Origin of the sequence: Actinoplanes sp. CA-015351 (genome assembly GCF_050955685.1) — a bacterium.
Classification (GTDB): Bacteria; Actinomycetota; Actinomycetes; order Mycobacteriales; family Micromonosporaceae; genus Actinoplanes.
Genome location: NZ_CP192102.1, coordinates 3,258,161 through 3,279,642, shown reverse-complemented (window position 1 = coordinate 3,279,642; position 21,482 = coordinate 3,258,161). Strand labels below are relative to the sequence as shown.

The 21,482-nt window shown below is 69.0% G+C and carries 17 protein-coding genes; 7 read left to right on the top strand and 10 right to left on the bottom strand.

Annotated features, from left to right (window positions below; all coding sequences use genetic code 11):
- Nucleotide 1: 1 nt before the first annotated feature.
- Together ACQP2E_RS14725 and ACQP2E_RS14720 are read right to left on the bottom strand one after the other, a co-directional pair.
- On the bottom strand, nt 2–850 hold the full coding sequence (locus ACQP2E_RS14725; protein ID WP_433831895.1) for a carbohydrate ABC transporter permease: 849 nt from the start codon (nt 848–850) through the stop codon (nt 2–4).
- A 74-nt stretch (nt 851–924) separates the two neighbouring features.
- Nucleotides 925–2,241: an extracellular solute-binding protein gene (locus ACQP2E_RS14720; RefSeq protein ID WP_433831892.1), complete on the bottom strand. Its 1,317-nt coding sequence runs from the start codon at nt 2,239–2,241 to the stop codon at nt 925–927.
- A gap of 346 nt (nt 2,242–2,587) precedes the next feature.
- Between ACQP2E_RS14720 and ACQP2E_RS14715 the strand changes: the two genes are divergently transcribed.
- The 6 genes from ACQP2E_RS14715 (at nt 2,588) to ACQP2E_RS14690 (ending at nt 10,803) form a co-directional block, all read left to right on the top strand.
- Nucleotides 2,588–4,936 carry a glycoside hydrolase family 3 N-terminal domain-containing protein gene (locus tag ACQP2E_RS14715; RefSeq protein WP_433831890.1) on the top strand — a complete coding sequence of 783 codons (2,349 nt, stop codon included), beginning with the start codon at nt 2,588–2,590 and terminating at the stop codon, nt 4,934–4,936.
- Nucleotides 4,937–4,983: 47 nt separating this feature from the next.
- Nucleotides 4,984–6,189, top strand: a complete 1,206-nt coding sequence (locus tag ACQP2E_RS14710) for a PP2C family protein-serine/threonine phosphatase (RefSeq protein ID WP_433831888.1) — start codon at nt 4,984–4,986, stop codon at nt 6,187–6,189.
- Between the two features lie 105 nt (nt 6,190–6,294).
- Nucleotides 6,295–7,731, top strand: coding sequence for a gamma-aminobutyraldehyde dehydrogenase (locus tag ACQP2E_RS14705; RefSeq protein WP_433831886.1), 1,437 nt, complete (start codon nt 6,295–6,297; stop codon nt 7,729–7,731).
- Between the two features lie 3 nt (nt 7,732–7,734).
- Nucleotides 7,735–9,006 carry a 4-aminobutyrate--2-oxoglutarate transaminase gene (gabT, locus tag ACQP2E_RS14700; RefSeq protein WP_433831884.1) on the top strand — a complete coding sequence of 424 codons (1,272 nt, stop codon included), beginning with the start codon at nt 7,735–7,737 and terminating at the stop codon, nt 9,004–9,006.
- Nucleotides 9,007–9,071: 65 nt separating this feature from the next.
- Complete coding sequence (locus ACQP2E_RS14695; RefSeq protein ID WP_433831882.1) at nt 9,072–9,527, top strand: Lrp/AsnC family transcriptional regulator; 456 nt, start codon at nt 9,072–9,074, stop codon at nt 9,525–9,527.
- 1 nt (nt 9,528) lies between these two features.
- Nucleotides 9,529–10,803: an NAD(P)/FAD-dependent oxidoreductase gene (locus ACQP2E_RS14690; protein WP_433831880.1), complete on the top strand. Its 1,275-nt coding sequence runs from the start codon at nt 9,529–9,531 to the stop codon at nt 10,801–10,803.
- A gap of 98 nt (nt 10,804–10,901) precedes the next feature.
- Here ACQP2E_RS14690 and ACQP2E_RS14685 read toward each other — a convergent pair whose 3' ends face one another.
- Nucleotides 10,902–13,028, bottom strand: coding sequence for an ATP-binding protein (locus ACQP2E_RS14685; protein WP_433831878.1), 2,127 nt, complete (start codon nt 13,026–13,028; stop codon nt 10,902–10,904).
- Nucleotides 13,029–13,451, bottom strand: coding sequence for a response regulator (locus ACQP2E_RS14680; RefSeq protein WP_433831876.1), 423 nt, complete (start codon nt 13,449–13,451; stop codon nt 13,029–13,031). It abuts the gene before it with no gap.
- A gap of 159 nt (nt 13,452–13,610) precedes the next feature.
- Here ACQP2E_RS14680 and ACQP2E_RS14675 point away from each other — a divergent pair, with 159 nt between their 5' ends.
- A complete protein-coding gene (locus ACQP2E_RS14675) occupies nt 13,611–14,156 on the top strand; it encodes a hypothetical protein (RefSeq protein ID WP_433831874.1) in 546 nt (181 codons plus the stop codon).
- A gap of 75 nt (nt 14,157–14,231) precedes the next feature.
- Here ACQP2E_RS14675 and ACQP2E_RS14670 read toward each other — a convergent pair whose 3' ends face one another.
- The 6 genes from ACQP2E_RS14670 to ACQP2E_RS14645 form a co-directional block, all read right to left on the bottom strand.
- Nucleotides 14,232–15,551 (bottom strand): aspartate aminotransferase family protein, encoded by a 1,320-nt coding sequence (locus ACQP2E_RS14670; RefSeq protein WP_433833928.1) that lies wholly within the window; start codon nt 15,549–15,551, stop codon nt 14,232–14,234.
- Between the two features lie 252 nt (nt 15,552–15,803).
- Complete coding sequence (locus tag ACQP2E_RS14665) at nt 15,804–16,646, bottom strand: ABC transporter permease (RefSeq protein ID WP_433831872.1); 843 nt, start codon at nt 16,644–16,646, stop codon at nt 15,804–15,806.
- Entirely contained in the window at nt 16,643–17,506 is an 864-nt protein-coding gene (locus ACQP2E_RS14660; protein ID WP_433831870.1) for an ABC transporter permease, read from the bottom strand. Before ACQP2E_RS14660 ends, ACQP2E_RS14665 begins: the two co-directional genes overlap by 4 nt.
- Before the next feature lie 2 nt (nt 17,507–17,508).
- Complete coding sequence (locus ACQP2E_RS14655) at nt 17,509–18,720, bottom strand: polyamine ABC transporter substrate-binding protein (protein ID WP_433831868.1); 1,212 nt, start codon at nt 18,718–18,720, stop codon at nt 17,509–17,511.
- Nucleotides 18,721–18,764: 44 nt separating this feature from the next.
- The gene (locus ACQP2E_RS14650) at nt 18,765–19,922 is read right to left on the bottom strand and encodes an ABC transporter ATP-binding protein (RefSeq protein WP_433831866.1); all 1,158 of its coding nucleotides are present in this window, start codon (nt 19,920–19,922) and stop codon (nt 18,765–18,767) included.
- Nucleotides 19,923–19,986: 64 nt separating this feature from the next.
- Entirely contained in the window at nt 19,987–21,414 is a 1,428-nt protein-coding gene (locus ACQP2E_RS14645; protein ID WP_433831864.1) for a gamma-aminobutyraldehyde dehydrogenase, read from the bottom strand.
- Between the last annotated feature and the right edge of the window lie 68 nt (nt 21,415–21,482).

The following is a 21,482-nucleotide window of genomic DNA, read 5'->3' as shown; positions in this document are numbered from 1 at the left end:
CTCAGACACCTTCCAACTGGCTCTCGGTGGCGTCACGGCCACCGAGGCGGCGCAGACCCAGGGCGAGCGCCAGTCCGACGAGCACCAGGATCACCGCGATCGCGCTGGCCGGGCCCATCAGGTCGGCTTTGAAGCCGCGCTGGTACATGTCGACGGCCAGGGCCCGGGTCGCGTCGCCGGGACCGCCGGCGGTGAGCACCCAGATCAGGTCGAAGAACGTCAGCGAGCCGACCACCATCAGCGTCGACGACGTGATGATCGTGTACTTGAGCTGCGGCAGCGTGATGCTGAAGAACTGCCGGACCCGGCCGGCGCCGTCGATCTGGGCGGCTTCGTACATCGAGGCCGGGATCTGCCGGATGCCGCCCTGGTAGATCAGCGTGTGGAACGGGATGAACTGCCAGGACACCACGAACACCACCACGCCCATGGCCAGGGTGCTGTTGCCGAGCCAGTCCTGCTGGAGGAACTCGAAGCCGAGGCCGGCGCCGAGACCGAAGTTCGGGTCAAGCAGCGCCTTGAACGTGATCGAGATGGCCGCCTGGCTGAGCAGCAGCGGGACGAAGAACAGCACCGCGAGCACCGAGCGGTACCGCTTCTGCGCGGCGATGAAGACGCCGAGCAGCAGCGAGATCGGTGTCTGGAACAGCCAGGACAACGCCATGATCAGGAAGGTGACCCAGAGCGCGTGCGGCAGCTGCGGGTCGCTGAGCACCGAGCGCCAGCTGTCCAGGCCGGTGAACGGGATGTCCGTGCTGAGCCTGTTCCACGAGGTGAAACTCAGGAGCAGCACGCCGATGAGGGGCACGACGCCGAACGCGAGGAACGCGACGAGCGCCGGCCAGGCCATCCAGGTGACGGAACCGCTCCGCCCGCCGCTGTTCGCGGCAGGCGGAGCGGTTTGCAGAACTGGCGGAGCAATCGTCATTTGCCGATGACCTGGTTCATGCTGTCGGCGAACTGCTGGGGCCCGATCTGGAGCTGGAACAGCTTGGCGATGTTGTCCAGCAGCTTCTCGGCGGCGGTCGGGCTCAGCGCCTGGTCCCAGGACTGGCCGAAGTACTTCGCGTTGCTGGACACCTGGTAGATGAAGTTCAGGAAGTCCTTGTCCGGCGAGGCGGCGAGCTTGGCGTCCGCGCCCTTGACGATCGGCACACCGCCGGTCTCGATCCAGCCCTGCTGCTCGGTGTCGTCGAGCAGGCTGGTGAAGAACTTCTTCGCGGTGTCCTTCTGCGCGTCGCTGGCCTTCGAGTAGATCGAGAGGAACTGGCCGGCGTTGCCGACGGTGTTCGACGGGTCGCCGGTGCCGCCCTCGACGGTCGGGAAGTTCAGGTACCCGAGCTTGCCGTCCTTGATGAAGCTGCCGCCCTCGGCCGAGATGATGCCGTAGGACCAGGAGCCGTGCAGCATCATGGCCGCCTTGCCCCGGTAGAGCAGCGCCTGGTCGGCGTTCGAGTCGGCGGTGATCGAGGAGAAGCCCTTGACGAAGCCGTTCGCCTTGATCAGGTTCTGGATCTCGGTGAGGCCCTTGAGGGAGGCCGGGTTGTTCCAGGCGTTGGCCTCGCCGTCGAAGACCGACTGGAAGACCTCCGGGCCGCCGATCCGGTCGAAGAGGAACTCCAGCCACATCATGTTGGTCCAGCGCGACTGGCCGCCGAGCGAGAACGGCGCGACGCCCGCCGCGTTGAGCTTCGGCACCAGCTCCATCACCTGGCCCCAGGTCTCCGGGGGCGTGAGCTTGTTCTTCTCGAAGACCTCTTTGTTGTAGAAGAGGACGATCGGCTGCACCGTCTCGCACGGCATCGCGTAGATCTTGCCGTTGATCGTGGCCGGGCCGAACGAGGCCGGGAAGAGCCGGTCCTTGACCGCGGCGTTCTGACCGAACCAGTCGGTCAGGTCGTCGACCTGGTCGTTGTCGACGTAGCTCTTGAGGCCACCGCCACCCCAGCCCCAGATGATGCTGGGCGCCTGGCCCGCGCCGAGCGCGGTCTTGAGCTTGTCCTTGTACGCGTCGTTCTGGAACGTGGTGACCTTGATCTGACCACCGGTGTTCGCCTTGTTGAACCGGTCGACCGCGCCCTGACGGATGGGCTCACCGGGCGGGCCACTGAGGAACCAGTAACCGGCCTCGGCGCCGGAACCGGTTCCGGTGCTTTCGGAGGGACCAGAGCTGCCACATGCGGCGAGGGCTGCGCCCGCGGCGGCTCCGGCGGAGAGGGTCAAGAAATTCCTGCGCTTCACGCTGGTCTCCGTATTCGAAGAAGCCGCGTCGGGGCACGGCTGGCGATATGGCAAATGGCCGGCATCCGGTTCCGGAACTACCGGTTTCCCGAACCGGTTAAGTTTCGAAAGTTTCGAACGCCCGCCGCAATTTAACGCGAGGTTTCGTTAACGTAGGGTTTCGTCGACACAAGTGTCAAGACCCTTGCCGTAACAGTGCTCACAGCGCGAGAGTAGGCAACATGGGCTCGCGCCGGAAGGCCGCGGCAAGAGCAGTTCGCCGCTGATTGGCGGACACCGAAAGTTTCGGAGGTTTTCCTTGACAACAGATCAGCCGACTCAACCCTGGCAGGACCCTGGCCTGCCGGTGGCCGACCGTGTCGAGGCGTTGCTGACCGTCATGAGCCTGGAAGAAAAGGTCGCGCAACTCGGCAGCCGCTGGCTCGGCAAGGACAAGGGCGCCACCGGCGCGGCCGGTCCGGAACCCGAGGAGAGCCACAACGTCGCGCCGATGGAGGACGAGTTCGCCGCCGGCGCCGCCCTGGAGGACGCCAGCCGGCACGGGCTCGGCCACCTCACCCGGGTCTACGGCAGCTATCCGCTCACCGTCGCCGAGGGCGCCGCCGAGCTGGTCCGCCAGCAGCGGATCGTGATGGGCTCCTCGCGCCTGGGCATCCCGGCCATCGTCCACGAGGAGTGCCTGACCGGGTTCACCGCGTACGGCGCCTCGGTCTATCCGTCGGCGACCGCGTGGGGCGCCACGTTCGACCCGGATCTGATCGAGCGGATGGCCGCGGCGATCGGGCGCGACATGGCCGCGCTCGGCGTGCACCAGGGCCTGTCCCCGGTGCTCGACGTGGTCCGCGACTACCGGTGGGGCCGGGTCGAGGAGGCGATCGGCGAGGACCCGTACCTGGTGTCGCAGGTCGGCGCCGCCTACGTGCGCGGGCTGCAGAGCGCCGGCGTGATCGCCACCCTCAAGCACTTCGCCGGGTACTCCGCCGCCCGCGGCGCCCGTAATCACGGCCCGGTGCCGATGGGCCGGCGCGAGCTGCTCGACGTGATCCTGCCGCCGTTCGAGACCGCGATCGCCCCGGTCGCCAGTGGCGGCGCCGGGGCCGGCTCGGTGATGAACTCGTACTCCGACGTCGACGGCGTCCCGGCCGGCGCCGACGAGTGGCTGCTCACCGACCTGCTCCGCGACGAGTGGGGCTTCACCGGCACTGTCGTCTCCGACTACTGGGCGGTGCCGTTCCTGGCCAGCATGCACGGCGTCGCCGCGGACAACGGCGACGCCGGCGTCCGCGCCCTGATCTCCGGCATCGACGTCGAGCTTCCGGACACCATCGGGTACGGCGACGAGCTGGTCGCCCGGGTCCGCTCCGGCGAGATCTCCGAGGAGTTCGTCGACCGCGCCGCCCGCCGGCTGCTCACCCAGAAAGCGGCCCTCGGCCTGCTCGATCCGGGTTGGACACCGGAGGCCTCGGTGACCGGCGCGACGGATCTGGACCTCGACTCCCCCGCCAACCGCACACTCGCCCGCGAGATGGCGGAACGCTCGATCGTGCTGCTCGACCCGGGCACCGCGCTGCCCCTGCGCTCTTCGGAAACCGGACAGCCCGCCCGGATCGCCGTGGTCGGGCCGTGCGCGGACGACGCGCGGACCTTCCTGGGCTGTTATGCCTTTCCGAACCACGTCCTGCCGCGCTATCCGGGCGTGGACGCCGGCATCGCGTTGCCCAGCGCCTGGGAGGCGCTCAAGGTCGAGTTCGACACGAGCGAGATCGTGTACGCGGCCGGCTGCGCGGTCAGTGGCGAGGACCGATCCGGTTTCGCCGAAGCCGTCGGTGCCGCGCAGACCGCCGACGTGACAGTGGTGTTCGTCGGTGACCTGGCCGGCCTGTTCGGCAAGGGCACCTCCGGCGAGGGCTGCGACGCCGAGGACCTGCGGCTTCCCGGCGTGCAGGCCGACCTCGTCGACGCCCTGCTGGCGACCGGCAAACCGGTGGTCGTGGTGGTGGTCTCCGGCCGCCCGTACGCGCTCGGTGACGTCGCCGGCCGTGCCGCCGGGCTGGTGCAGGCGTTCATGCCGGGCGAGGAGGGCGGCGCCGCGATCGCCGGCGTGCTCTCCGGCCGGGTCCAGCCCAGCGGCAAGCTCCCGGTGCAGATCCCCCGGCACCCGGGCGGTCAGCCCGGCACCTACCTGCAGCCCAGACTCGGCGCGGAGCACCTCGGCCCCAGCAACCTCGACCCCACCCCGCTGTACGCGTTCGGCCACGGCCGCTCGTACACCACGTTCACCGTGGACGAGCTGCGGATCAGCGCGGACCGGGTGCCGGCCGACGCGGAGTTCACCGTCACCGTGCGGGTCACCAACACCGGCGAGCGGGCCGGCGCCGAGGTGGTGCAGCTCTATCTGGCCGATCCGGTCGCCGAGGTCACCCGTCCGGTGAAACAGCTTGTCGGGTTCCAGCGCGTCGAACTCGCCCCGGGTGCGGCCGCCGACGTGGTGTTCGCCGTGCACACCGACCGGGCCGCGTTCACCGGACGACGTATGCGGCGCATCGTGGAGCCCGGTGAGCTGCGCGTTCTCGTCGGTGTCTCGGCCGGGGACCTGCCGTGCGAGGGCTCGGTGGAACTCACCGGCGACCTTCGGGAGGCCGGCCCGGGCCGCCGGCTGGTCACCCCGGTAGAGGTGCTGCCCGTTGATTCGTGACTCGTGGTTACGGCCCGCGACCAGCGCCGAACACTAGGCTCTGAATCGTGCCTCGACGCATCAGGAATGACGAGCGGCTGCGGCGGCTGCAAGCGGTCACCGATGCGACGCTGTCCCGGCTCGATGTCTCGGATCTCCTCGACGAGCTGCTGGACCGGGTCCGTGATCTGCTCGACGTCGACACCGCGGCGATCCTGCTGCTCGACGTGCACGCCCAGCAGCTCGTCGCCACCGCGGCGAAGGGCCTGGAGGACGAGGTACGCACCGGTTTCCGGGTCGCGGTCGGCCGCGGGTTCGCCGGCCGGATCGCGGCGACCCGGCGCCCGGTGCGGGTTGACGACGTCACCGCCGACGACGTCGTCAACCCGATACTGCTGGAGAAGGGGATCCGGTCGCTGCTCGGCGTACCGATCGTGAGCGGCAGCGAGCTGGTCGGGGTGCTGCACGTCGGCTCGCTGAGCCGGCGCGTGTTCGGCGACGACGACGTGGCCCTGCTGGAGCTGGTCGCCGACCGGGCCGGGGTGGCCGGGCGGATCCGGTCGGCCAAGCTCGACCAGCAGGCCGCGCTCGCGTTGCAGCGCAGCCTGCTGCCGGCCCGGCTGCCCGAGGTCTCCGGCATCGAGCTGGCCGCCCGGTACGTCCCCGGGCACGCGACCGGGGTCGGCGGCGACTGGTACGACGTCTTCGCCCTGCCCACCGGCTGGGTCGGTGTGGTGATCGGCGACGTGTCCGGGCACGGCCTGGCCTCGGCCGTGGTGATGGGACGGATCCGTAGTGCGCTTCGTGCGTACGCAATGATCTGTGACGATCCGGCGCAGGCGCTGACGCTGCTGGACCGCAAGGTCCAGCATTTCGAGGCAGGGAGCCTGACCACCGCGCTGTACGTCATGGTCAGCCCGGAGCGCGACCGCCTGGTGATCTCCTCGGCCGGCCACCTGCGTCCGGTGCTGGCCGAGCCGGGCCGGGCCGCCGCGCTCGCCGGCATCGCGGTGGACCCGCCGCTCGGCGCCGGAAGGCTGCGGCGGCCGCGCCGCAGCACCACCCTCGCGCTGGCGCCGGGCACCGTGCTCTTCTGTTACACCGACGGTCTGGTCGAGCAGCGCCAGCAGGTGATCGACATCGGTCTGGGACGGCTGGTGGAGACCGTTCTCGCGGGTCCCGCCGACGTGGTGTGCGCTACCGTCATGGCCGCGGCCGGGGTGGAACAGCCGACCGACGACGTCGCCGTCCTCGCGCTTCGCCGCCGGCCATGAGGCCATCATGTTTCCGGTACGGAAAAATTCTTCAACCCTCTTGTTTGCCACGGATTCAGCGGAAAAGATGGGGCCGCATGCACTGATACCACAGCTGGAGGCCGGATGAGCGCCAAGACGGTTCTGCACAACCTCATCGGTGGCGAGGCCGTCGCGCCCGCCGCGGGCCGATACGAGGATCTGATCGACCCGTCGTCCGGCGAGGTGTTCGCCTCGGCGCCCGTCTCCGGCCCTGAGGACGTCGATCGGGCCATGCAGGCCGCCGCCACCGGCTTCGCGGAGTGGCGTACCACCACACCGAGCGACCGGCAGCGGGCGCTGCTCAAGTTCGCCGACGCGATCGAGTCGCGCGCCGACGAGCTGGTCGCGCTGGAGTCGCAGAACACCGGCAAGCCGCTCGGCCTGACCGCCAGCGAGGAGTTGCCGCCGGCGATCGACCAGATCCGGTTCTTCGCCGGCGCCGCCCGCCTGCTCGAAGGCCGCTCCGCCGGGCAGTACATGAACGGCTTCGAGAGCTACGTGCGCCGCGAGCCGATCGGCGTCTGCGCCCAGGTCACGCCGTGGAACTACCCGCTGTTGATGGCCGTCTGGAAGATCGCGCCGGCGCTCGCAGCGGGTAACGCCGTGGTGCTCAAGCCGTCCGACACCACCCCGGTCACCTCGGTGAGGCTGGCCGAGATCGCCGCCGAGTTCTTCCCGGCCGGCGTCTTCAACGTGGTCCTCGGCGACCGGGACACCGGCCGCGCCCTGGTCGAGCACAAGACCCCGCAGATGGTGTCGATCACCGGCTCGGTCCGGGCCGGCATGGAGGTGGCCGGCTCCGCCGCCGCCGACCTCAAGCGCACCCACCTGGAGCTCGGTGGCAAGGCCCCGGTCGTGGTCTTCGACGATGCCGACATCGAGGCGGCCGCCGCGTCGATCGCCGAGGCCGGATATTTCAACGCCGGCCAGGACTGCACCGCCGCCACCCGGGTGATGGTCGCCGCCGGCGCGTACGACGACTTCGTCGCGGCCCTCGCCGAGCAGGCCAAGGGGATCAAGACCGGTCAGCCGGACGACGAGGACGTGCTCTACGGCCCGGTCAACAACGCCGGCCAGCTGGCCCGGGTCGCCGGGTTCATCGACCGGCTGCCCGACCACGCGGTGCTGCAGGCCGGTGGCGCGCGGGTCGGCGACCGCGGCTACTTCTGGTCGCCGACCGTGGTGTCCGGCCTGCGCCAGGACGACGAGATCATCCAGAACGAGGTGTTCGGCCCGGTGATCACCGTGCAGAAGTTCACCGACGAGGACGAGGCGGTGCGCTACGCCAACGGCGTCGAGTACGCCCTGGCCTCCAGCGTCTGGACCAAGGACCACGGCCGGGCCATGCGGATGACGCAGAACCTGGATTTCGGCTGTGTCTGGGTCAACTGCCACATCCCGCTGGTCGCCGAGATGCCGCACGGCGGCTTCAAGCACTCCGGGCACGGCAAGGACCTCTCGGTGTACGGCCTCGAGGACTACACCCGGATCAAGCACGTCATGCACAACGTAGGAGCCTGAACCGTGTCGAACTCCGCAGACCTGCACAAGCGACGCCTTGCCGTGGTGGCGAAAGGTGTCGGATCGACCATCTCGGCCTACGTCGACCATGCCTCCGGCGGCACGCTGACCGACGTCGACGGCCGGGAGTGGATCGACTTCGCCTCCGGGATCGCCGTGACGAACGTCGGCAACGCCGCACCGAAAGTCGTCGAGGCGGTGCGGGCGCAGGTCGAGCGGTTCACCCACACCTGCTTCATGGTCGCGCCGTACGAGTCGTACGTCGCGGTCTGCGAGCAGCTGGTCGCGCTGACGCCGGGCAGCTTCGAGAAGCGGGCCGCGCTGTTCAACTCCGGCGCCGAGGCGGTGGAGAACGCCGTCAAGATCGCACGGCACGCCACCGGGCGGCAGGCGGTCGTGGTGTTCGATCACGCGTACCACGGCCGGACCAACCTGACGATGGCGCTGACCGCGAAGAACATGCCGTACAAGCACCGGTTCGGGCCGTTCGCGCCGGAGGTGTACCGGGCGCCGATGTCGTACCCGCTGCGCGACGGCGGGCTGGACGGCGCCGAGGCGGCCCGCAAGGCCATCGACGTCATCGAGAAGCAGGTCGGCGCGGACAACGTGGCGGCCGTGCTGATCGAGCCGATCCAGGGCGAGGGCGGCTTCGTCGTCCCGGCGCCCGGGTTCCTGCCGGCGATCGCGGCATGGGCCAAGCACACCGGGGCCGTCTTCATCGCCGACGAGATCCAGACCGGGTTCGCGCGTACCGGGGCCTGGTTCGCCTGCGAGGACGAGGGCGTCGAACCGGATCTGATCACCACGGCCAAGGGTATGGGCGGCGGTCTGCCGATCGCCGGGGTCACCGGCCGGGCCGAGCTGATGGACGCGGTGCACGCCGGCGGCCTCGGTGGCACCTACGGCGGCAACCCGGTGGCCTGCGCCGCCGCGCTCGCCGCGATCGAGACGATGCGCGAGTTCGACCTGGCCGCCGAAGCGCGCCGGATCGAGTCGGTGCTGGTGCCCGCTCTCCAGGAACTCGCGGCGGCCGACCCTGGCATCGCCGAGGTCCGCGGGCGCGGCGCGATGATCGCGATCGAGCTGGTCGTGCCCGGCGGCCTGGAACCGGATCCGGCCCGCACCGCCGCGGTGTCGAAGGCCTGCCACGAGGCGGGGCTGCTCACGCTGACCTGCGGCACCTACGGCAACGTGCTGCGGTTCCTGCCCCCGCTGGTGATCTCCGATGAGGACCTGCGCCGGGGTATCGAGATCTTGCGGGGCGCACTGCGTTGATGCCGACTCCCTCGAAAGGCTCGGTCTCTTTGCTCTCGCCAATCCCCGCAGGCAAGAATCGCGTAGTGACCGACGTGGCTCTGGACGAGATCAACAAGCAGATCATCGAGCACCTGCAACGGGACGGCCGGATGTCGTACGCGACTCTCGCGAAGACGATCGGGCTCTCCGAGGCAGCGGTGCGTCAGCGGGTGCAGCGCCTGCTCGACAACGACCTGATGCAGATCGTGGCGGTGACCGACCCGCTGACGCTGGGTTTCGCCCGGCAGGCCATGGTCGGTCTGCGCGTCACCGGTGATCTGCGCGCGATCGCCGATGAGATCGCCGACATACCCGAAGTCGACTACGTGGTGATCTGCGCGGGACGGTACGACCTGCTCGTCGAGCTGGTCTGCACCGACGACGCCCACCTGCTGGACCTTCTCAACGAGAAGATCCGCACGGTCAAGGGTGTCACCTCCGCGGACACCTTCATGTACCTGAAACTCGCCAAACAGACCTACGCCTGGGGAACCCGTTAAATTGAGCACCAGCCCGTCCTTCTGGCTCGACTCCCTCGGCAACATCGAGCGACGCGCCGCCCTGCCCGGTGACCGTGACGCCGATGTGGTGATCGTCGGCGGCGGGTACACCGGTCTGTGGACCGCGTACTACCTGGCCAAGGCCGACCCCGGCCTGCGGATCGTGATCGTGGAGGCGGAGTACTGCGGCTTCGGCGCCTCCGGCCGCAACGGCGGCTGGGCGTCCGGGCTGTTCCCGGTCTCCGAGGCGAAACTGGCCCGCCGGTTCGGGGCGGCGCAAGCGGCCGCCATGCACGCCGCGCTCGGCGACACCGTCGACGAGGTGGGCCGGGTGACCGCCGCCGAGGGCATCGACTGCGATTACGCCAAGGGCGGTGTGCTGTCGCTGGTGCGCAGCCCGGCCCAGCTGCGCCGGGCCCGGACCGACCCGGGATTCGTCGACGCCGACCAGGCGCGGGCGATCTGCGGGGCGAACGACGTGCTCGGTGGCATCTACAGCGAGCACTGCGCCGCGCTGCACCCGGCCAAGCTGGTCCGCGGCCTGGCGTCAACGGTGGAAGGGCTCGGCGTCACCATCTTCGAGGGCACCCGGGCGCTGCGGATCAGCCGCGGCGTCGTGGTCACCGACCACGGGACCGTCCGGGCCGAGACCGTGGTCCGGGCGCTGGAGGGTTACACCGCCGGGCTGGCCGGGCACCGGCGTAACCTGGCGCCGGTCTACTCCCTGATGATCGCGACCGAGCCGCTGCCCGCGGAGTTCTGGGACCGGGTCGGGCTGAAACGCCGCGAGACGTTCACCGACGAGCGCCGCATGGTCATCTACGGTCAGCGGACCGCCGACGACCGGCTCGCGTTCGGCGGGCGTGGCGCGCCGTACCACTTCGGCTCGCGGATCCGCCCGGAGTACGACCGGGTGCCGGAGGTCTTCGAGGCGCTGCGCTCCACGATCACCGAGCTGTTCGGCATCGAGGCGCCGATCGCGTACCGGTGGGGCGGGCCGTTGGGTATCCCCCGGGACTGGATGCCGTCGGCCGGTCTCCGGGACGGCATCGCCTGGTCGGGCGGTTATGTCGGGGACGGTGTCGCGGCGGCCAACCTCGGTGGGCGTACCCTCGCGGATCTGATCCGTGGCAACCAGAGTGAGCTGACCGCTCTGCCCTGGGTGAATCATCGCTCGCGGCGCTGGGAGCCGGAGCCGGCGCGCTGGCTCGGCATCAACGTGGGGTTGCGCGCGACCGCGCTGCTGGACGCCTGGGACCGGCGCACCGCCGCATAACTCACCCACGCCGCATAACTCACCCGCGCGGGGCACCCTCTTCCGCGATCTTGTTAATTTTCGCGAAGACGGAGCGGACCAACTCAACAAGATCGGGACTAAGGCGCGAGCGGTGGGCCAGTCAGGGGCAGCCGGACGCTGACGACCGTGCCGGACGGGCGGTTCTCCTCCAGGCGGATCGTGCCGCCGTGCAGCAGCACGATCGCCCTGGCCAGGCTCAGTCCCAGGCCGCTGCCGGAGGTGCCCTGATGGCGCACGTTGCTGCCCCGGTAGAAGCGGTCGAAGAGCCGAGCCCGCTCATCGGCCGGGGTGCCGATGCCCATGTCGGCGATGCGCAGGTCGGCGGTGGTGCCGTCGGCCCGCAGCATCACGTGCACGGGGGCGCCGGGCGGGCTGTACCGGATCGCGTTGGAGAGCAGGTCGTCAACGACCTGGCGCAGACGTTTCGCGTCGGCCGGCAGGGTCAGCTCGGCCGGCACCTCGGTGACCAGGGTGAGCCGGTCGGCGCCGTGCCGGGCCGCGGTGACCGCGTCGGCGACCAGCGACGCCAGGTCGACCGGGTGCACGTCGAGGACGACGTGGCCGGAGTCGAGGCCGGCCAGGTCCAGCAGGGTGCCGGCGATGCGCTGCAGCACCTCGGCGTTGCGGGCGATGACCCGGGCCATCTGCCGCAAGTCTGCGTCGAGGCCGGCCATCTCCTCGGCGAGGAGGCTGGCGTTCGCGGTGATCGAGGTGAGCGGGGTACGCAGCTCGTGGCCGACCAGGTCAACGAAGTCGTTCTGGGCGCGGGCCAGCTGACGGCCGATCTCCTCGGCGCGGCGGCGGGCGGCGAACACCCCGATCTGGGCGGCGACCCCGTCGAGCAGCACGGTGAGCAGGTCCGGCTCGTACTCCTGGGTGCCGGCGTAGCAGGTCATCACGCCGAGCAGGGTGCCGCCGTCGCGGACCGGCACGGCCAGGGCGGTGCGTACCCCGCGCCGCAGGCAGATCTCCACCCGTTCGCGCTCGTGGGCGGTACGCAGATCCTGGCTCAGCGCGATGTCCGGCACCCAGATGGCCCGGCCGTTCTGCCAGGCCCGGCCGGTGATCCCCTCCCCCGGTATCGGGGTGTGCCCGAAGAAACCGTCCGGGTCGAAACCGGAGGAGTCCCAGTGCCCGACGGCTTCCAGCGAGCCGGTCGTGTCGTCGACGAGGAACAGCTCGGCGGCCGGCCAGCCCAGGGTGGCGGTGACCGCCCGCAGCGCTTCGGGGGCGGCCTCGGCGACGGAGCCGGCCTGCTTCAGGACGTGCTCGACGGCGAGGTGGCAGGCCCGGAAGCGTTCGGCCCGGCGCAGCGCGGTGGCCTCGTGCGCGACCGCCACCGCGCCGAGCAGCCGCCCGCCGGCGCCGACGATCGGCCGTGCGGTGGTGGCGAAGATCCGGCACCGGTGCCCGGCCAGGTGCACGTGCACGTCCTCGGAGAGCACCTGTTCGCCGTGCAGCGCCCGGATCAGCGGGGTCTGCTCCCACGGCAGCGGGCGCTCGTCGGGGCCGGTGAGCACGCCGATGGTCTGGTCCTCGTAATCCTGCGGGATGGCTCCGTCCGGTGGCAGGCCGCGGGCCTCGCGCATGGCCCGGTTGACGAACACGACCCGGCCGGTGGCGTTGCAAGCGATCACCCCGGCGTCGAGGCTCTGCAGCAGGGCGCCGAGGAACGCGCCGTCGTCGAGCGCTGTCACCTCGGTGCCGGCCGAGGGCGCGAGCAGGGTGCCGGCGATGGTGACCAGGGTGTCGGCCTGTTCGCCGGTCCAGTCGCGCGCCCGGGTGTCGAGCACGGTGAGCGAGCCGATCGGGCGGTCGTCCTCGTTGCGGATCGGCACGGTGAGGAAGGCGCGTAGCCCGTACTCACGCACTATCGGGTGGTCGCGGAACTCCGCGTCGGTCTCGGCGGTCATGTCGCCGCAGCGCACCACGTGGTCGGCGGAGACGGCGTACTTGCAGACCGAGTACGCCATCGGCACCCGGCGGGTGCTGCGGAACGGCTCCGGCAGGCCGTGCAAACCGAGGATGTGCTCCTCGTGGCCGCCGACCAGGGTGACCGCGGCCATCGGCGCGCCGAGCAGGCGGGCGGCGAGCGCGGCGACGTCGTCCGGATGGGCGGTGCGGCCGGGCAGCGTGCGCAGTGCTCGTTCCACCGCCTCCAGCCGGATCGGGTTGCCGAGCACCCCCTCGTCCAGCAGCACCATCTACACCGAGACCGGCATTTCGGCCGGGCAGGGTGAGTCGCTGCTGTCGTGCTCGTGCGGGCCGATCGCCAGCAGCTCCTGAACGGTCGCCAGCAGCTGGTCGTTCGGGCACGGTTTCAGCAGGATCGCGCAGCACTGGGCGGAGCCGGCGCGGGGGTCGCCCGGGCGCAGATGGCCGCTGAGGATCACGATCGGCGTCAGCGACACCTCCGGATGCGCGCGGACCGCGGCGATCAGCTCCCAGCCGTCCATCCGCGGCATACCCAGGTCGGTGACGATCACGTCCGGGTGCTCCTGCACGATGAGCTCGAGCGCGGCCTGTCCATCCTCGGCGCGCAGCACCGTCATCTTGGCACGCTTGAACACCCTGGTGAGGACCAGCGCGATGTCCTCGTCGTCCTCGGCGATCAGCAAAACGGGCATCTCAGCTCCATCAAACGGTCTCTTCCTCAGGATGCCCCTGCGGAAGAGCCGCCGGGCCGCTATACCGGATTTCCCGTCCATCCGGGGGATGATCCGTCCGGGGGCGGACCGGCGTGTGCGGGACCGCGAGACTGGTGATCATGTGCCACGATCGCGGGCATGCCCTCGATCGCCCGCCGCGCCGTGTTATCGCTCGTGCTCGCGTCCACGCTGCTCGCCGGGTGCTCGGACGATCCACCGGATTACCGGATCGACGGTGACGTCTGCGATCTGATCGCGGAGAACCAGGTACAGGCACGGATCACCGAGCCGCCGTCGAAACGGTCGGATCCGGCCAACGGGCAGTGCGAGCTGGCGTACGCCAACGGCAGCGTCACGCTGCTGCTGTTCGCCGAGGTGTTTCCGGACGAGGCGGCGGCGACGGCGAAGTTCGACCAGTTCAAAACCGCCGACGGTACGGTCGTCGAGATCAAGGATCTGGGCAGCGCTGCCTATCTGCGGCGCTGGCACGACGACAGCAAGCCGTGGACGCCGCAGGATCTGAGCGTGTTCAAGTTCGTGGTCCGCGACGGCGGGCTGGTCCTGTCCTACCACTACTCCGGGTTCGTGACCGAGCCCGCGGGCTGGCCGGCGACCGAGCAGGAGATGCAGGACGCGCTGCGCGGTGACGTCGAGCGGATCCTGACGGAGCTGGCCGCGAACTGACCCACCCGCCCGATCTTGTGAAACCGCGACGCCCCGTTGTCGTGGAACTTCACAAGATCGGGATTGACAGGGGTGTCAGAGCAGCTTCTGCGCCTCGACGAGCACGCCGCGGATGATCTGCTCGATCTCCGCGAACTGGGTCTCGGTCGCGGTCAGCGGCGGCGCCAGCTGGATGACCGGGTCACCACGGTCGTCGGCGCGGCAGTACAGACCGGCCTCGAACAGGGCGGTGGACAGGAAGCCGCGCAGCAGCCGCTCGGACTCCTCGGCGTTGAACGTCTCCTTGGTGGCCTTGTCCTTGACCAGCTCGATGCCGAAGAAGTAGCCGTCACCGCGGACGTCGCCGACGATCGGCAGGTCGAGCAGCTTCTCCAGGTACGACCGGAACAGCGGGCTGTTGTCGCGGACGTGCTGGTTGAGGTTCTCCCGCGCCATGATGTCCAGGTTGGCCAGGGCCACCGCGGCGCCGACCGGGTGGCCGCCGTAGGTGATGCCGTGCGCGAACATGTTGTCGCCGGACATGAACGGCTCGGCCAGCCGGTCCGATGCGATCATGGCGCCGAGTGGTACATAACCCGAGGTCAGGCCCTTGGCGACGGTGATGATGTCGGGCTGGTACCCGTACTTGTCGGCGCCGAAGTACTCGCCGAGCCGGCCGAACGCGCAGATGACCTCGTCGGAGACGAGCAGCACGTCGTACCGGTCGCAGATCTCGCGGACCCGCTGGAAGTATCCGGGCGGCGGCGGGAAGCAGCCGCCGGCGTTCTGCACCGGCTCGAGGTACACCGCGGCGACGGTATCCGGGCCTTCGAACTCGATGGCCTCGGCGATGCGGTCGGCGGCCCAGACACCGAACTGCTCCGGCGTCCAGTTCTCGTCGGGGCGGCGGTAGTAGTTGGTGTTCGGCACCCGGAAGGCGCCCGGCACGAGCGGCTCGAAATCCTGCTTGAACGGCGGGATGCCGGTGATCGACAGGGCGCCCATCGAGCTGCCGTGGTACGCGATGGCGCGGGAGAGCACCTTGGTCTTGAGCGGCTTGCCGACGCGCTTGAAGTACGAGCGGGCCAGCTTCCAGGAGCTCTCGACGGCCTCGGAGCCGCCGGTGGTGAAGAAGACGCGGTTCAGGTCACCGGGGGCCAGGTCGGCGAGCCGGCCGGCCAGCTCGATCGCCTTGGGGTGCCCGTACGACCAGATCGGGAAGTACGCCAGCTCGGCGGCCTGCTTGGCGGCGGCGTCGGCGAGTTCCTGGCGGCCGTGGCCGGTCTGCACCACGAACAGCGCGGAGAGGCCGTCGAGGTAACGGCGGCCGCTGGCGTCCCAGACGTAACAGCCGTCGCCGCGGGTGATCACCGGTACCGGCGCGTCCCGGTACGCCGACAGGCGGGTGAAGTGCATCCACAGGTGGTCACGGGCGGTCGCGGAGAGAGCGTCCACATCAGCTGGTTGGTCTGTCACGTTGGTTCTCCTGAGCGCCACTGGTAACTACTGTTCCACGTGATCCTGCCTACGGAATCCGTTGCGCACAAGTCTATTGACCACTATTTCCGCGTCATTTCGGCGCTGGAACGCTCCAGAACAAACGCGTACCCACGCAAGAGGCGCCACCCGGCAGAAGCCGGGTGGCGCCTCGGGAAGAGCGTGGGCCGGTTAGTCCGCGGTCTTCTTCGGCCGCGACCGGAGGTTCGTGACCACGGCGATCAGGATGCCGGCCGCGAAGATGAGCGTGCCCATCACGTTGACCTGCGGCGGAAGGCCGACCCGGGTAGCGCCCCAGATCCACAGCGGGAACGTGACGCTGGTGCCCGCGGTGAAGTTGGTGACCACGAAGTCGTCCACGGAGAGCGCGAACGCGAGCATGAAACCGGACAGGACCGCCGGCACGATGATCGGGAACGTGACCTTCCAGAACGTCGTCCAGCCGTTGGCGCCGAGGTCGGCGGCGGCTTCCTCGATGGACCGGTCCAGGGTGAGCACCCGGGCCCGGACCACCGTGGCGACGAACGAGATGGAGAACATGACGTGCGCGATCGTGATCGTGGCCGGGCCCAGGCCGATGCCAAGCGAGACGAACAGCGTCAGCAGCGACGCGCCCATCACCAGCTCCGGCGAGCTCATCGTGGCGAACATGATCAGGTTCAGCGAGCCGGAGCCACGGAACCGGTACCGGCCCAGTGCGTACCCGATGCCGGTGCCCAGCGCCGCCGAGATCACCGAGCTGGCGATCGCGATCACCAGCGACAGGATCAGCGCCGAGGTGAGGTCGTCGAGGGCGAAGAGCTGGGTGTACCACTTGAGCGTGAAGCCCTGCCAGGTCTGGTTGTACCGCCCGCTCGGGTTGTTGAACCCGAACAGGATCATCACGAAGATCGGCAGCACCAGCCAGAGGATGATCAGCCAGGTGTAGACGTGCATGAGCTGCACGCCGCCGAACGTCCTCCGCTTTTTCAGCGGAACCGGCTTCGCGGCCGGCTTTTCCAGCGTCGTGGTCATCGGGCCGCCACCTTCATGACGTCCTCGGTGCCGAGCGCCTTCGCATAGGAGAAGACGCCGACCAGCAGGACTGCCATCAGGGTGAAGGACAGCGCCGAGGCGGTCGGGTAGTTGGAACTCGACAGGTACTGGCTCTGGATGACCTGCCCGATCATCGTGGTCGACGAACTGCCCAGCACCTCGGAGTTGACGTAGTCCGAGCTGACCGGGATGAAGGTCATCAGCACGCCGGCGAAGACGCCGGGCAGGGCGAGCGGGAGGATCACCTTACGGAACGCGGTGACCGGCGAGGCGTACAGATCCCGCGCCGCCTCGACCACACGGGGGTCGATGCGCTCCAGGGCCACGTAGATCGGCAGCACCATGAAGGGCAGGAAGTTGTACACCAGGCCGCCGATCACCGCGGCCGACGTACCCAGGATGTGGAAGTTCTCCGGCAGCAGACCCGCCTGCTTCAGCGGATGCAGCAGGAAGCCGTCGTCGGTGAGGATCAGCCGCCAGGAAATGGTGCGGAGCACGAACGAGACGAAGAACGGCAACAGCAGCAGGAACAAGTAGGTGGACTTGCGCCTGCCGCCGTAGAACGCGATCCAGTAGGCGGCCGGGAACGCCAGCACGATCAGGATGATCGTGGCGATGACGCCGTACACCAGCGAGCGGATCAACTGGGCCTCGTAATCCGAGATCGCCTCGATGTAGGTCTGCCAGTGACCCGTGAAGACGTACCCGTTGACGATGTCGCCCTCCTGCAGCGACAACGACAGCATGGTCGCCATCGGCACCGCGAAGAACATCAGGAGCCACAGCCCGCCGGGGAGCACGAGCAGATAGGGCGCGAGTGTACGTTTTACCCGGCCCATGATCAGCCCAGCACGATCGGGTCGAAGATCTTCGTGAAGTCCTGCTGCTCCTCGGCCGTGTTGAAGTCCACGTAGTAGTGGAGCTTCTCGTAGTCGGCCTCGCTCGGGAAGACCAGCGGGCTGGTCGCCACCGACTCCAGGTATTCCTTGTCCTCGCCGGTGAGCGCGGCGGCGTGCTTCTTCATCGCGGCCTGCGCGGCCGGCACCGGGCACACGTAGTTGATGTACTCGGCGAGGGTGGCGGCGTTCTCCACCTCGTAGAAGAAGTCCATCAGCGTGATCGCGTCGACCGGGTTGGCCGCCGTGACCGGGATGGTCATGTTGTCGGTCCAGATCGTGCCGCCCTCCGACGGGACCACGAACTTGAAGTTCGTGCCGTCCGAGACGTTCTTCTGGAAGATGTCACCGGACCAGGCCTGGGTGATCCAGACCTCGCCCTTGCCGAGCGCGTCGACGTAGCTCTGGTCGTAGTACTGGCGGACGATGCCGGCGTCCTTCTGCTCGCGCAGCTTCGCGGCGGCCTTCTTCCACTCGGCCTCGCCCGACTTGGCCGGGGTGAGCCCGGCCGCGAGCAGACCGAAGTTGCCCAGTTCCTGCAGGTCGCGGAACATGCCGACCTTGCCCTTGAACGCCGGGTCCCACAGGTCGGCGAGCGAGGTGATCTCGCGACCGGTCTTCTCCGGGTCGTACGCGATACCGGTGATACCGGACGCGTACGGGATGCTGAACACGTTGCCGAGGTCGTACGACGACTGCGAGTACGACTTGGCGGCGTTCGCCACGTAGTTCGGCAGCTTCGAGTGGTCCAGGGGGGCGAGGAAGCCCGCGTCCCGGAACTGGCCGAACTGAATCGAGTTGGTGATGACCATGAGGTCGTAGCCGATCGACTGCCCGGCGGACAGCTGCGGCTGGACCTTGGCGAACCAGGGTCCCATTTCCTGGATGACCTCGTCGTACGACGAGATCGCGATCCCGGTCTCCTTGGTGAACTTCTTCAGCTCGGGGTGCTTCGGGTCCATGTAGAGCGGCCAGTTGGCGAAGTCGAGCTTGCCGTTCTTGGTCTTGCCGCTCCAGAACTTCTCGACGGCGTCAGGCGCGACGCTGGCCTGCGGCTTGCCCTGGCCTTCCACGCCACAGGCGGCGAGGAAGGCGCCCATCGCCGACATCCCGCCGAGGCGCAGAGCGTCACGGCGGCCGAACCGCCGAGACGTCATGCCCCGGAGGACGGAGGGGTCCGGCTTATTGGTGGGGAACAACTTCAGACTCCGATCGGGTACGAGTGCTGCGGGGCCCACGTGAGGAAGACGCGCTCGCCGCGCGAGGCGACGTCCTCGGCATCGTGTGCATTCTGATCGAACACCACGAAGTCTGATCCAGCGGTGGTCGCCACTGTGTAGTTCGTCGATGTGCCGTGATACACAACTTCGGAGACGGTGCCGGAGACGACGCTGAGCCCGGGCGCGTGCGGCGCCGTACGGTGCAGGTCGATCTTCTCCGGGCGTACCGAGACCTCGATGCTGCGGCCGGCCTGGACAGTGGCGGGCAGTGGCGCCAGAACCCGTTCGCCGGACCCGAGGTCGATCACCCCGAGGCCGTTCTCGACCCAGCTGACCTGGCCGTCGAGGATGTTGGAGGTACCGATGAAGCCGGCCACGAACCGGCTCGCCGGACGCTCGTAGATGGCCCGCGGCGAACCGAGCTGCTCGATGTTGCCGCCGTTCATGACCGCGATGCGGTCCGACATGGTCAGCGCTTCGCCCTGGTCGTGCGTGACGTAGACGAAGGTGATGTTGACCTCACGCTGGATGCGCTTGAGTTCCACCTGCATCTGCTGGCGCAGCTTGAGGTCGAGGGCGCCGAGCGGCTCGTCGAGCAGCAGGGCGCGCGGGTGGTTCACCAGCGCCCGGGCCAGCGCGACCCGCTGCTGCTGGCCGCCGGACATCTCCTTGGGCTGGCGCTTCTCCATCCCGGTCAGCGAGACGATCTCGAGGATCTCGCCGACCCGGCGACGGATCTCCGCCTTCGACACCTTCTTGCGCTCCAGGCCGAACGACACGTTCTGCAGCACGTTGAGGTGCGGGAAGAGCGCGTACGACTGGAAGACCATGTTGACGTCGCGCTTGTTCGGCGCGACATCGGTGACGTCCTGGCCGTCCAGGTACACCTTGCCCTCGGTGGGCTCCTCGAAGCCGGCGATCATCCGCATGGTGGTTGTCTTGCCGCAGCCGGAGGGGCCGAGCAGCGAGAAGAACTCCCCCTGTCCGATCGCCAGATCCAGGCTCTTGACGGCCGGCACCGACTCACCGTGCGACAGGTAGTCCTTGCGCACGCCGACGAACTCGATCGCCGGGTGCCCGGCGCGCTGACCGTGGCCGGTCGGCGCGCTCATGGCGTGGTGCGGGGGAGAAGTGGTCATCTATCACCTCAGGCGGGGCGGAATTGCTGACGTTTGGTTACGACCGCGTTCTTTGACGACCGGATCAGCCGTTGTAGCTCATCACGTGCTTGATCCGGGTGTACTCCTCAAAGCCGTACATGGAAAGGTCCTTGCCGTAACCGGAGTGACCGTAGCCGCCGTGCGGCATCTCGGAAACGAACGGCAGGTGCGTGTTGATCCACACCGCGCCGAAGTCGAGCCGCCGGGAGACGCGCATCGCCCGGCCGTGGTTCTGCGTCCAGACGCTGGCACTGAGACCGAAACGGACGTCGTTGGCCCAACGGACCGCCTGCTCCTCGTCAGTGAAACTCTGCACGGTGATGACCGGTCCGAAGATCTCGTCCTGGATCATCTCATCCCGCTGTCGCAGTCCGGTCACGACGGTCGGCTCGAGGAAATACCCTCGGTCACCGATCCGCTGTCCACCGGCCACCACCTCGGCGTGGTCCGGGGTCCGGTCCAGGAAACCGGACACCCGCTCCAGCTGGCTCGCGTTGTTGACCGGCCCGAAGTACGCGTCGGTGTCCGACGGGGCGCCGACCTTGGTGCTCTTCGCCGCGGCCGCGAGGGCAGCGGTGAAGTCGGCGGCGATCCGCTCGTGCACCAGCACCCGGGTGGCGGCGGTGCAGTCCTGACCCGCGTTGAAGAAGCCGGCGCCGGCGATCGCGGCCGCGGTGGCCTCGATGTCGACGTCGTCGAAGACCACGACCGGCGCCTTGCCGCCGAGCTCGAGGTGCACCTTCTTCAAGTCCGGCGCCGCCGACGCCGCGACCTCCATGCCGGCCCGGGTGGAACCGGTGATCGACACGAGCTGCGGCGTCGGGTGCGACACCAGCGAACGGCCGGTGTCCCGGTCGCCGCAGACCACGTTGAGCACACCCGCCGGCAGGAACTCCGCGGCGATCTCGGCGAGCAGCAGGGTGCTCACCGGGGTGGTGTCGGACGGCTTGAGCACGACCGCGTTGCCGGCCGCGATGGCCGGGGCGAACTTCCAGACGGCCATCACCATCGGGTAGTTCCACGGCGCGATCTGAGCGACCACGCCGATCGGCTCACGGCGTACGAAAGAGGTGTGGTCGCGCAGGTACTCCCCCGCGGACTTGCCCTCCAGCATCCGCGCCGCCCCGGCGAAGAACCGCAGCTCGTCGAGGATCGGCGCCATCTCTTCCTGACGCGTCGCCTCGACGGGCTTGCCGGTGTTGCGGCACTCGGCCGCGATGATCTCCTCGGCGCGCGCCTCGACGGCGTCGGCGATGCGCAACAGCGCCCGCTGCCGCTCGCTCGGCGTGCTGTCCCGCCACACCTCGAACCCGTCGGCGGCCGAGGCCACCGCCCTCTCGACGTCCTGTGCCGACGAGACCGGCGCTTGCGCGTAGGCCTCCCCGGTGCTGGGGTCGACGATCGGTGAGGTAACCCCGTCGGCGGTGCCGGTGTACGACCCGTTGACGAAGTTGCGCAGCACGGTGCTCACGAAAGAAAGGCCTTCCGGTCTTGGTGTGCCGGGGATCTCACCGGGACTGGCGAGACCATTCCACACCG